Genomic DNA, 12,681 nt, shown 5'->3' with positions numbered 1-12,681 from the left:
TCGCCTCTGATTTGAGGTGACTAGATTATTGTAGCAAAACCAGTCTATTTTGTCAATGGTGTTTTGAATGTTTTTCATGACTTTTTACTTGGCTGTCTGGGCTGCGGTTTCGCTCAACAAATACTAACTATACAGGGTTTCTATTTAAAAGTCAATACGTTTTTAGAGATTATTTTCTTTTTCTGCACAATTTAATTAAAGGTTGATATTTCAGCATTTTTCAAATATTATACAATTAACACATTAAAGGAGCTGAAACAGATGGATATAAGACAATTGAAGACTTTTATTGAGGTTTCAAAGCTTGGTAGCTTTTCAAAGGCCGCAGAAAAATTATTCCTGACTCAGCCTACTGTGACCAACCATGTACAGTCAATAGAAAAGGAACTGGATGCTGTGCTCCTTAACAGAATGTCCAAAGGAGTCACCACAACCGAAGCAGGAGATATAGTCTACAGACATTCCATTGATATCATAAACCTTTATGATTCAATGAAGTATCAGATCGAGGAGCATATGGGGAAAATTGAAGGAAGACTGGAGATAGCAAGCAGCTCTGTCCCCAGAAGGCACCTGTTGCCCCAATTGATACACGGGTTCAGAAAACAGCATCCACTTGTCACTTTCTCCATAATAGATGTAGATTCCAGCAAGGTAGTCCAGAATATATTGAACGGATATATTGATTTTGGCTTTGTTGGTGCGATTTTCGAGGATCCAAACCTCGAATACCAGGGAGTTATGGATGATACTCTAGTTTTTGTAACTCCTAATGATGTCTACTCTGATAAACAGGAAATGAGCAGCATCAATGTGGAAGACATTATCAATCAACCACTTATCCTAAGAGAGGAGGGCTCTGGAACCGGAAAGGTACTTAAGGACGCTCTTCTGAAAAATGGTACACAGCTCAATCAGCTTACTGTTTCAGCCATTGTTGCAGATACTGAAACAATCAAGAAAATGATTTCGCTTGGAACCGGTTCGTCTTTTCTTTCATATAAGGACGTATTTGATAGGACGGGAAGGAAGTTGGTCCAAGGTAATGTTTTCAAAATTGATAAGCTTTCACTTGATAGGAAATTTTATCTGGTTTTTCATAAAAAAAGAAAGCTTTCTCCACTGGGAGAAGCCTTCAAGGAATTTGCACTGGCATATTCTTCTATAGTATAGCTATCTAATTCCGGAACGAATTGCAAACAATGTTGCCTGCACCCTGTCACTTACCTCAAGCTTTCTGAAAATCTGTGTAAGGTGATTCTTTACGGTTTTCTCACTGATAAACAGTTGGTCTGCAATTGACCTGTTGCTTAAACCTGAGGCAACCAGCTTAAGTATGTCATATTCCCTCTGGGACAGAGAATCAACCTTCTCATTTTCTATTCTGGATATCTTCAAGCATTCGTCTGAGTACTGAAGCTCTCGTTTAACCTCTTCATCTATATACTGCATTCCCCTGTTTACCTCCTTTATGGAGTACAGTAGCTTTTCAGGGGAGGCAGTCTTAAGGACATAACCTTCTATATTGATCTTAGAGGCTTCCATATATCTTTCATTGCATATGTTTTCAAGAAGCAATATAATCTTGCCCTTGAATCCTCTTTCCTTCAAGAGCCGTATGGTTTCAAACCCATCATTGTCTTTTTGTTGGGGATCCATGATCAATATATCAGGCTCTGTAGCCAACCCTCTATCAAGAATTTCCAACTTATTGCTGGCACTAGCCACTACCTTAATAAACTCCTGGGAATCCAGAATATGCTTCAACCCATAAAGGCACAATAATTGAGCATCTGCCAACATAACCTTAATTGTCTTTCTTTTCATTTGAAGCCTCCCTTTGAAGTATGTCCATATATCTTTTACCCAACGGATAGTCAATAGCTGATACTTCCTTTAAATATGCTTCCACCGACTTTGTATTCCCGATCCTTCTTTCAAACAAAAGAATCTCCAAGGACTCCCTTACCTTTGTCATGATAAACTCCGGTTCATCTGTCCACCCATAGTCCACAAGCTCCTGTAAAGTCAATAGTAACGCATCCTCAATCTTTTTATCTTCGTAATTTCTTATTAGCAGGTCCTCCAGCTGTATATCAGCATCCAAAAAATACTCCCTATCCCTTCTAGCATTGGTAAGAATGCTCCTAATATATCCTATAAGGCATCCCACTCCTGCACATGTACCACAGTTCTCCTCACCGAGACAAACACTATCCAGCTCATCGTTTATCCTTTTTGTCATCTGATAAAGCTGTTCTGCAGCTCTCTTAACCCCAAGCTTCTCTGGCATCTCTCTCCCAGCTGCGATTGCCTTTCTAATAAGTACTATCTCAACTACTATAACAATTGAAAATATTACTGCTAAAGCTGCCAAGCTATCCAAATAGTAGCCTATTGATTCATATAGCTTTGTCATCCCAAAGCCCAGAAAAACAAGTGAGGATGCTATTTTGAGGCCAATTTCAGGTATTCTCCCACCGATCCTGGATCCTACAAATATTCCCAATCCACTTGTAGCGACCATGCCAGCAGTTGTTCCTGCAAGTATAATCGCAGGAAATTCAGCTTCTGCCGATAATGCCATTGCAGTGAGTTGTGTTTTGTCTCCAAGCTCGCCGATGAAAAAAGCAAGTGCCACTGTCCATACTGGGTGAACCTTTATCTTGTTTTCAATATCCTCTGACTCTTCCATTCTCAATGCATTCCAACCGAAAAATATGAACAGCCCACCAGCTATAATATTAACCATATCTCCAGTTATCACACTTCCTATTAAAGCGCCTAGAACGATAGCTATCCCATGATTTGCCAAAACCCCTAGGGCAACCCCTGAAAGCACATGCCTTACCATGTATTGCGTAGCAAAGGTCATGGCAATTATTTGAGTCTTGTCCCCCATTTCTGCCATGAATATCAGTGAAGAAGCTTTTATAAACTCATTTACCATTCAGTTCCCAACCTTTAAAAAGACTTTTAGCATATGCTAAAAGTCTTTTATATTTGTATCTATATATTATACATTATACTTCTCACTTAAACAATATCCGTGAACCAGATCCATTTCTATGGCTTATTCAGACCATTTATCTGAGCTCTCCCACCTTGTTTTCCACCTGTGCTACTATTTTCCCTGACTGTACGATTTCTTCTGCAATGTTTATGTCAGTATACATGATCCTATCATTTTCCAATGCTGAGATTCTACCTCTGATAACCTTATACGCTTCCTCTGTTCCCATTCCCAAACCACTATTTCCTCTAATGTCAATCGCCTGGCATGCTCCCATCAGTTCCATAGCGATTACCTTCTTGGAGTTTTCAAGAATCTCCCTTGCCTTTCTAGCACCAATTGTACCCATTGAAACATGATCCTCCTGATTAGCTGATGAAGGTATCGAATCAACACTTGCTGGATGGGCCAAAACCTTGTTTTCTGAAACAAGTGATGCAGCGGAGTATTGAACTATCATAAAACCTGAATTGACTCCACCCTTCTTGGTTAGGAATGCAGGCAGACCATTGCTAAGGGCTGGGTTAACAAGTCTCTCTAGCCTTCTTTCCGAAATGTTTGCCAACTCTGCAACGGCAATACCCAAAAAGTCAAATGGAAGCGCCATAGGCTGCCCATGGAAGTTTCCTCCTGATATTACCTCTTCCTCCTCAGTGAAAATAAGAGGATTGTCTGTTGCTGCATTCATTTCGATCTCTACCTTTGATTTAATGAATTCAAGAGCATCCTTTGTTGCACCATGAATCTGAGGGGTACATCTCAAGGAATATGGATCCTGAACCCTCATCTCTCCCTGTCTGGTTGTCATGCTGCTACCCTTAAGGATTTTCAATAGGTTGTCAGCAGAGTATATCTGTCCCAAATGACCCCTTGCATTGTGCACCTTGGGATCGAAGGCATCAGTGATTCCGTTAAGAGCCTCTATTGTCAAAGACGCTGCTATATCCGCTGTTTTTGATAGCATGATTGCATCATAAATGGCCAGTGCTCCAATCGATGTCATAACCTGTGTTCCATTTATAAGTGCTAGTCCCTCCTTGGATGTAAGTTCTACAGTCTCTATACCTGCCATTTCCATTGCTTTTGCACCTGGCATTCTTTCTCCGTTATAATACGCTTCGCCTTCACCAAGCATTACCAATACCATGTGTGCCAAAGGTGCCAAATCACCACTTGCACCCAGGGATCCCTTCTCAGGAATAATCGGATTAACGCCCTTGTTCACCATTTGAACCAGAGTATTTAGTGTAGAAGGTCTAATCCCTGAAAATCCCTTTGCCAAGGCATTGATTCTAAGCACCATTATACCTTTTGAAGCCTCTTCAGGCAAAGGATTTCCTACTCCACAGGAATGACTGATTATAAGGTTCCTCTGCAGCGATTTGGTCTCCTCTGAACTAATCACAACGTCGCTGAACTTACCAAATCCAGTAGTGATTCCATAGACTACCTTCTCCTCCTCCACAAATCTGTCTACAAGATTTCTTGCCTTCTCCACCTTTACCATGGCATCCTGGGACAGCTCAACCTTAAAGCCACCTCTTACAATTTTTATGAAATCCTCCAATGTCAGACTATTACCATCCAATATTACTTTGTTCATCTAAATCCTCCTCTCACTGAGCTATACTATCTAGATAAAGTGGCACAAAAAAAGCCACAGAATAATCTGTGGCCTGATTTTTGAAATTTGTGAAGCAATAATGTCTTACACATATTATCCCCACTTCTCTATTTAATGAATTAATTATATCATAATAAATCAAAGTATCAAATATTTTTTGGCTTTGATGTACTGTCTCTTTCGATTAGCTGGACTGGAAGTACCAAGGTCTGTTCCTCGATTTTTTCTCCTTGTAGAACCTTCAGTATTCTTCTTATTGAAACTGCTCCAATATCATAATATGGCTCCTTGATTGTTGTAAGCTTTGGTCTATAGTAGGACGCTAGGCTAATATCGCCATAACCCACAACGGAAATATCCTCGGGCACTCTTATGCTGTGGTCATAGAAATAGTTAATTAATCCCAGGGCAATTTCATCTTCACAGCAGTAAACAGCAGTTATGTTGTTTTCCAGGAGTTTGCTCTTGATTCTCTCCCCAAGATCATATCCATCGGATATGTTGTGCCCATCAACCTCAAATACAACAGGTGCTTCATCTATTGAAGCCATCCACTCCCTGTAGGCCTCAATTTTCTGCTTTTCTATGGTCAACTCCAGATCCTTTTCCTGGGTCACATATGCTATCCTTCTGTGCCCTTCGTCAATGAGGTGCTTCATTACCTTGTCGCTTGCTTCTCTATTGTTGATTGCAACAGTTGGGCTTTCCAGTACGTTGTAATACTTGTTTAAGTAAATGAAAGGTATCTTTGACATATCCAAATATGTCAGGACTTCAGAGTTGAGTATTTCTGAAACCATAATTATCCCAGCAACCTGTTTTTGCATTAGAAGCTGAACAAATCTCATTTCCGCTTCCTTGTCTCCATAGCTGCTACAAAGGAGGATGTCATAGTTGTACATTCTTCCAACCTCTTCCACCCCTCTGATTATTTGGGCGACGTATGAACTCCCAATGTCATCCACAATTATTCCTATGATATTTGACTTCTTAGTAACCAGGCTTCTAGCTACCTCATTAGGCTTGTATCCCAACTCTTCAATGGCCTTAAGCACCCTTCTCCTTGCTTCTGGGCTAACTGGTTTGGAGTCGTTTATTACCCTTGATACTGTAGATATGGAAACCTTTGCAAGCCTGGCCACATCCTTTATGGTAGTTGTCATTTTATCCCTCCTTAAATGACCCAAAGATTAAATCTCGGTCGCAATATATTCATTATACAAAATTTACAGAAAATACACCACTTAAAACTTCTAAAGCCATTACATCAGCTGATGTGAAATCCTTCCTTCTCAAACTGGCTTCACAATAAACTATCCCCCTAATTGAATCACCTACTAGCACAGGTGTCATTATGATAGACTTGAGTGAAGAGAATTCGATTGTACCCATATTATGCACAGCTCCAGCCCAGTTTACAGTTAGGTACGATTCCTTTGACTCCAGGATTTTTTCAATCATCTCGGTAGCAATTTTCTTGTTTTCAATCCAATTGCCCTTGACTCCCTCTCTGGTGTATTGTTCCGTAACTTCTCCATCACAGATCAGGAGCACTGAGCTTAACTCAGCATCAATGCTTTCATTGACAGCTCCTAAAAATCTGAACACCTTCTTATCAATGGGTTCCTGGGATCTTGATAACACGGCAATATCCATAAGGGAAACAATTCCATTCTCACTTCTTCCAAAAAGTTCCATGGAAACCTTATGTCCCTTGCCGTTGATATTCTCGATTTCCTCCATGTCGATATCCCAAACTGCGACATGGTTTCTCCCAAGTACTTCCTTTGCAAAATAGAGGGATTGGTCCGCCTTGTACACCAACTCATCCTTTGAAGTTCCCTGATTGGGATAATGGGATGCCCCAATACTTACTGTGACCTTTCTATCTATTGCAAATCTCCTATCAATCTCTATTGACCGTCTTATTTCCTCTGCAACGGATTTTGTATCCTCAATTGTAATATTTTCAAGCAGGATCAAAAACTCCTCTCCACCATATCTTCCAACACTGTCGCTGGATCTTGTGTTCTCATTCAATATTTTACCTATTGTTTCCAGGATCTGGTCTCCCTTTTGATGTCCATAGGTATCGTTTATATCCTTGAACTTGTCAATATCCATCATCAACACTGAGAATTCATCATCTGTTCCACTATAAGTCTCAATTACTTCCACAAGTTCATTGTCAATGGATTCACGACTTAACACATTGGTTAACCTGTCAAAATTAGCTCTTCTATTGAGTTTGCTGTTTTCAAGATTAAGATATATCATTTTTGCCAGGCTTATTGACAATTGAAGTCTTTCCATATCGAATCTGTTTATGGCACTGTCAGCCTGAAGATAAACATACCCCAGAATCTTGCTTCTTCTGCTTCCTGACCTTCTGTCAACCTCAATGTCCTTTCTCAGGGGCTCGATTATTGGAACCCCAATAAATCCACTTAGCTTCCTGTCAAAATAATCCTCACTTACATCCATTGATAGAATACCCAGGTCCCTGTTGAAAATGACTTTCTCACCTGACCTTAAGGTATTGTCCATAAACTGGTCCATCTCAACTATTGGTTCTCCGATGCTGACTAGGTTTAAATCATTTTTAAGCTCCGTAAAACTAAAAATGTTAATCAATGAAGCACTGGCACCTGCTTCACGGTGAAGATACATCAATATAATCTCCAGATTACATCTGTAGTCTTGAGTCAGGCATGACAACAAACCTTCAAGTGTAGTTGGAACGTTATGGTCATCCCAGTTAAGGAACAGTTCATTGTATTGATTAAAGTTAAGCATGGAGAGATACCTTCCAACAAGACTGGATTCTCTTTCCTTGGAATCCAGTATTTTAGCAGCTATATGGAATTTCTCCCTGAATATCTCGTCCAATATGCTTTCAATCTTTGGAATATTGTAATTTACAAGTATTTTTTCCCTATATCCATCTATTCCAATCTGATTGATTTTGCGTTGAACCAAGTCCATGGATCTGATGAGATATCTTGCTGCACTTTTATAATCCCCATCTTCAAATAGCATCTCCCCAAAATATGCGTAGTACCTGCATATGGACTGGGTAAACCTCTTATTGCCGCCTTCCAGTAGCTCTGTTGCATTTTCAACATATTGACCATTGTTGACCGCAAGTACGTTCATGATTTCGAAGTCATTTCCATATAGCTCAAAAACCTCAATTGAATTAATCCCCAGGTATATACTCCTTAAAAATTCATAGCCTGCCTTGTCTGGTATGTGAAGGCTGATATGCATCATTTCAATTAGAAATGATGCTTTTTCAAAGTCATTGGTTTTCCCAGCAAATTCATTGAACAGGGTTTCTATCTGACTTTTGCAAATATTCCCATTTACTATTGCATCAATAGTTAGAATTCTTGCCCTTGACCTAAAGAATAGCTTTGGATTAAAATCCTTCGATTTATCCATTGTATTCCTGCTAAACAATTTACCCAGGTCATAATCTCCAAGCTCCATATAAAATCGTCCCAAAAAGTCAAGATAGTGTATAATAACCTCCTTTTCGACAATAGGTTCCTCCTTGTTGAATTCCCTCACCTTGAGAAATATTTCAGTGGCAGCCTCCATATTCTGAAGAGACAGCTCAAGGATTCCTCTATACACAGTGCCATGAAACTCGTTGATCCTGTCTCCATTAATGCGGGACAGGTCTATGGTCTTGTCAATATAGGTCCTGGCAGCATCATATGATCCCAGGGTCAGATAAACATCACAAATATTGCTCAATGTAATTGTCTGAAAGGAGGACAGGCCATTTTCATCTGAAACTTTAAGACATTTAAAATAGTACTCAAGTGCCTCCTGAGGATCTCCAATTATTTCATTGTATAGATTGCCGATATTGTTTAGGGGCTTGATCCTATCAAAGGCTCTCTCAGAAAGAACATAGGTCTTTATAGACTTATGGTAGCTATCCAGAGCTTTTTCATGATCCCCAACCAGATAATTGCCTATTCCCTGAAGATTGTAAAGGTCACCGTCATGCTCGTGGATGCCGTACTCATTGGCCAGCTCCAAAGCCTTGTCTATGGCAGCCTGTGACTTTTCAATCCTGTCCAGAACCTGATAGATTATTGCCTTTAGCTTGTAAAGATTGATCCTGTGTCTCCCATTACCTTGCTGGGTAACCATTGCTTCATACTCAGATATCTTTTCAAGCGCATCATTGTATTCTCCTGCACGAATCATAAACTCAAACATAGTTAGCTCTGCATGGATTTTGTGTTCAGAGTCGTTCATTCTCTCAGCTTCATCGATATATACTCTTGCAGAGTCAATCCCTTCCGTATATCTTCTTTGAGCCAAGAGAGCCTCCGTCAGGTATTTCAGGATAATCAAAGTGGATGGATGATCCTTCCCCTTCAGATTTTTATAGCACGCCTTAAGAATGTTAACGGAGTTCTCATTGTATCGATTCTTCTCCTTTTCAAGCCTTTGCAATACAATCTTTATCATCCTGTCCAACTGTCTGGATTCACTTAAATGATGTATCAATGAATCGAAATTAATTACATGGTTACCATATCTTTTGGAAAGTAAGACATCCGCAATCCTTTTATGGGAATCTATTCTCTTATTTTCCGAAAGATCGCTGTAAATCTGCCTTTTGAAATCTCCTTCCACAAATGAGATGGATTTCTCCTTTTGCATGTCAATTCTTGTGATTCCCTTGTTTGTAAGTTCTAATACGGTTTCCCTGAATTCTAAACTGTCCACCCTGAGAATATCATTAAAGGTTTCCCAATCAACCGGGTAACTGAAGCAGGACAGAAGGTTCAAAGCGTTCAATTCTGTTTCGCTCAATGATTTTATCTGTCTTACGATTGCCGTTTTCAAGGTTGCAGAATCATAAAAGGAGCTATACTCATCTGTAGTGGTGGTCCAGAGACCGTTTTTATCAATACGGATTATGCCATTGTCAAAAAAATGCTTGACCAGAACTCTAATATACCGTGGATTCCCCAAGGTCTCATTATACAGCGCATGGGAAAATCCCCTTGGAATATTAACGCTGCCAAGGATGCCATGAATATATTCTTCTGCTTCTTCCTTTGAAAGGTTCTCAAGATGGACCTCTTCAAACAAGAAATTCTTAAGCCAATGGTTCATGATATTGCTTTTACGGGTGTCGATCAACTTGCTGTTCTGAGAAGAAAACAGAAAAAATATCCTTTTACCTCTTGATTTGGTCACTATGAAATCAATAAGATTGAATATCTCCAAGTCGGCCTCGTGTATATTCAATAAGCCCAAATAGACTGTTTCTCTCTTGGAGAGTTTGATCAGATTTTCAGTGATGCAATTGAACAACTTAAGCTTTGAATCCAATTGATCCAATCTGAAAAACTCAAACGACTCATTAAACCGAAGTTTCATGCTGTTTGATTCAGGATCAACCCTGTATGTTATCCCCAGTACTTCGCACAATTGAACCAAGAAGGCCTTAAAGTAATCTATGCTTGAATAATCTCCCTGTCCAGCTTCAAGGACATATGTCCTGTGACCTTCAAGTTTTCTTCTTCGAAGGATTTCACGGATATATTTCTTCTTACCTATTCCTCCGTTACCATCGATTATTAATCCTGAATATCCCCTTTCATAAATCTCGTCAAAGGATTTGCTTGATAGATAATGGCGATAGCTCTCCTGCTTTCTAATTGGCAAAACTCCCAATTGCAGGGTTTCTCTTTCATTCCTCAGACATCTCTTGTAATCCATTGAAAATTCACTTCTTATATCTTCGAAGCGATCTTTAAGGGATTTTTTATTTGAGTTTGTGCTCCTGGCCATTAAATCTTCAATCGTGCTACTGATTAGGTTCTGCTTGTCAACTGACAGCTCTGACATTACCCCTGAAAACAACTTGTCCATTATTACACCCAGTGACCAGTGATCAGTCTGGATATTTTTCCCGTTGTAGTTTTCCTTGCCCTCAGGCGCAACATACTCACTTATTTTTTTCAGATTGTCAATTTGCAATTTGCTATGTACGATGGATGTTAGATTAAGAAGCTTCAATTCTCCTTCAGAGGTGACAAAAATTTTGTCAGGGCTTAAAACATCATAGGAAATACCCCTGAAATGCAGGTACTCCAGGACTTGAATCAACTTGAGAATAATGGTGACCCGTGAACCGATACCCAAGTTATCCTTAACCTCGTCAAGCCTCTCCCACGGAGTGTATTCGGTAAGGATATAATACAAGCCCCCTGTTGAGTCTTTAAGGTCTACAGTTTGCACCGGCCCAAAGTCAATTGTTGAAAGAATTCCCTTGTGGTTGATGCTTTTGTAGAATTCAATGTTTTCAATATAATCCTCAATGAGTCCTTGATGCCTTTTAATATCCAGAATTTTCACAAAGCATTCCAAGCCAGGGTTTTCCAGTTGTTCACAGACATAAGCCCTGTCTCTATTTTCCGTATCAAATTTTTCAATTAATCTGATCTGACCATTGATAAGCTTCATGTAGCACCTCTTTATGCTAAATTTCTTCCTTCATTTCAAAGTAAAGATTTTCCAGGGCTGTGCGTAAAGCCTGTTTGTCATCCTCAGCTACTCCCTTTAATTTGTCAGATAGAAATTCAATTCTCTTTTCCAGAACCTTTGACAAAATATCATGACCTTCCTGAAGTACCTCCACCCTTACAACGCGTTTATCCTGTTCGTCCTTCCGTCTTCTGACAAGATTTGTTTTCTCCATCCTGTCAATCAGATCAGTTATTGTACTGCAGGCAAGATCCATCTTCTGACTCAGCTCACTTATTGTCATATCACCATTGTTTATCAATATTTGCAAAGCTGTAAATTGGGGTACGGTTATATTGAAATCACTGAGTATAACCCTTCCCTTCTTTCTGATGATATAATCCACCTTTCTAAGGTACTCTTCTATCAAATCCACATGTTCAGACTTGTTTTGTGTCATAAGAAACCTCCTACACGAGTATTTTCAATCCCTTTGGTATAACCTTAAAGTGGGCTGGCAGCCTACCTCCATATTCTCCGTCAACATCCACAACCAGAGCATCTTCAGCGTCGATATTAACCTCTCGGGTTTTGTAATAGACCACCTTCGGGTGCCTGATGTGTTCCCCAGTAAGGACATTTACGAAAATATTGGCCAGCTCAGCAATATCAGCATTCTTTATGAGAACTACATCAAGAAGGCCATCAAGCACATCCGCCTCTGGTGCCAACCTTTTGAATCCTCCAATGGATGAGCTGTTTGATACCACAAACATTAAAATCTCTTCTTCACCAGTGTGCTCCTCACTGGTTATTTTCACTTTGACCGGCTCAAGGCCCTGATTGACAAGTTCTCTCAAGCCTTCCAGATAGTATGCCATTCTGCCTAAAACAGCCTTCATATCAGAAGGAACCTGATACCCCACCTTTGTCAATAGACCACCTGCCGCTACGTTTACAAAGTAATCATCGTTAACCTTCCCCAGGTCCACCTCTATTATGTTTCCCTTCTTTATCATGTTGAAAAATTCCTCTGATGTTCGTGGAATCTGTAGATAATTTGCAAAATCATTAACGGTACCACTTGCCAAAATTGCCAAGGGAACTCTATTCTCGCTGGTCATTATACCTTTGACCACTTCATTTACAGTTCCGTCTCCACCGCAGGCAACTATCAGGTCAAAGCCGTCCTTACAGCTTTCTCTGGCTTCAAACATGGCATCGTATTTTTTCTTTGTAAAGGATTTACCTACTATATAACCATCATCAAGGAGCATTTTACAAAGGTTGTCAATTTTTTTCTCCATGGCTTGCCTACCTGATGAAGGATTTATAATGAATTTTATCTTTCTCATATCTGATTCTCCGTTCCACTTATAGTCACAAATTTATTTGAACGCACAATACTTTATTTTATTATACCAGTTATTTGCCACTTGTCCTAGTTATTTAAGCAATAAAAAAAGCATCTAAAGATGCATTAAGGAAGCTTTTTATGATACTCATCAACGGAAATTTCTTAATACAAGAATGATACAAAAAA

Annotated in this window: 8 protein-coding genes; 1 reads left to right on the top strand and 7 read right to left on the bottom strand. The window is 39.6% G+C overall.

The genetic code is table 11. The features are described 5' to 3' along the window. Positions 1 to 261 precede the first annotated feature (261 nt). Positions 262 to 1,173, top strand: coding sequence for a selenium metabolism-associated LysR family transcriptional regulator (locus ACKVDP_RS13065; protein WP_409229334.1), 912 nt, complete (start codon positions 262 to 264; stop codon positions 1,171 to 1,173). Here ACKVDP_RS13065 and ACKVDP_RS13060 read toward each other — a convergent pair whose 3' ends face one another. The 7 genes from ACKVDP_RS13060 to ACKVDP_RS13030 form a co-directional block, all read right to left on the bottom strand. After that, positions 1,174 to 1,827, bottom strand: coding sequence for a LuxR C-terminal-related transcriptional regulator (locus tag ACKVDP_RS13060; RefSeq protein WP_409229333.1), 654 nt, complete (start codon positions 1,825 to 1,827; stop codon positions 1,174 to 1,176). It lies immediately after the preceding gene. Further along, positions 1,808 to 2,950, bottom strand: coding sequence for a TMEM165/GDT1 family protein (locus ACKVDP_RS13055; protein WP_409229332.1), 1,143 nt, complete (start codon positions 2,948 to 2,950; stop codon positions 1,808 to 1,810). Before ACKVDP_RS13055 ends, ACKVDP_RS13060 begins: the two co-directional genes overlap by 20 nt. Positions 2,951 to 3,086: 136 nt before the next feature. After that, entirely contained in the window at positions 3,087 to 4,616 is a 1,530-nt protein-coding gene (gene hutH, locus ACKVDP_RS13050; protein ID WP_409229331.1) for a histidine ammonia-lyase, read from the bottom strand. A gap of 167 nt (positions 4,617 to 4,783) precedes the next feature. Then, the gene (locus tag ACKVDP_RS13045) at positions 4,784 to 5,800 is read right to left on the bottom strand and encodes a LacI family DNA-binding transcriptional regulator (protein WP_409229330.1); all 1,017 of its coding nucleotides are present in this window, start codon (positions 5,798 to 5,800) and stop codon (positions 4,784 to 4,786) included. Positions 5,801 to 5,852: 52 nt separating this feature from the next. Next, positions 5,853 to 11,138 carry a diguanylate cyclase gene (locus tag ACKVDP_RS13040; protein ID WP_409229329.1) on the bottom strand — a complete coding sequence of 1,762 codons (5,286 nt, stop codon included), beginning with the start codon at positions 11,136 to 11,138 and terminating at the stop codon, positions 5,853 to 5,855. A gap of 16 nt (positions 11,139 to 11,154) precedes the next feature. Further along, positions 11,155 to 11,598 (bottom strand): MarR family winged helix-turn-helix transcriptional regulator, encoded by a 444-nt coding sequence (locus tag ACKVDP_RS13035; RefSeq protein WP_409229328.1) that lies wholly within the window; start codon positions 11,596 to 11,598, stop codon positions 11,155 to 11,157. Between the two features lie 10 nt (positions 11,599 to 11,608). Continuing rightward, complete coding sequence (locus tag ACKVDP_RS13030; protein ID WP_409229327.1) at positions 11,609 to 12,493, bottom strand: diacylglycerol/lipid kinase family protein; 885 nt, start codon at positions 12,491 to 12,493, stop codon at positions 11,609 to 11,611. Positions 12,494 to 12,681: the final 188 nt, after the last annotated feature.

The sequence above is a fragment of the Gudongella ferriphila genome, assembly GCF_046224405.1.
In the GTDB taxonomy this organism is placed as follows: domain Bacteria; phylum Bacillota; class Clostridia; order Tissierellales; family Tissierellaceae; genus Gudongella.
The sequence above is the reverse complement of the archived record's forward strand: the minus strand, read 5'-3'. Positions and strand labels throughout refer to the sequence as shown.

Bases quoted from the DNA above. Each gene is read 5' to 3' on its own strand.
- ACKVDP_RS13065 (WP_409229334.1), top strand. From the start codon at position 262: ATGGATATAAGACAATTGAAGACTTTTATTGAGGTTTCAAAGCTTGGT.
- ACKVDP_RS13040 (WP_409229329.1), bottom strand. From the start codon at position 11,138: ATGAAGCTTATCAATGGTCAGATCAGATTAATTGAAAAATTTGATACG.
- ACKVDP_RS13035 (WP_409229328.1), bottom strand. From the start codon at position 11,598: ATGACACAAAACAAGTCTGAACATGTGGATTTGATAGAAGAGTACCTT.
- hutH (WP_409229331.1), bottom strand. From the start codon at position 4,616: ATGAACAAAGTAATATTGGATGGTAATAGTCTGACATTGGAGGATTTC.
- ACKVDP_RS13045 (WP_409229330.1), bottom strand. From the start codon at position 5,800: ATGACAACTACCATAAAGGATGTGGCCAGGCTTGCAAAGGTTTCCATA.
- ACKVDP_RS13030 (WP_409229327.1), bottom strand. From the start codon at position 12,493: ATGAGAAAGATAAAATTCATTATAAATCCTTCATCAGGTAGGCAAGCC.
- ACKVDP_RS13060 (WP_409229333.1), bottom strand. From the start codon at position 1,827: ATGAAAAGAAAGACAATTAAGGTTATGTTGGCAGATGCTCAATTATTG.
- ACKVDP_RS13055 (WP_409229332.1), bottom strand. From the start codon at position 2,950: ATGGTAAATGAGTTTATAAAAGCTTCTTCACTGATATTCATGGCAGAA.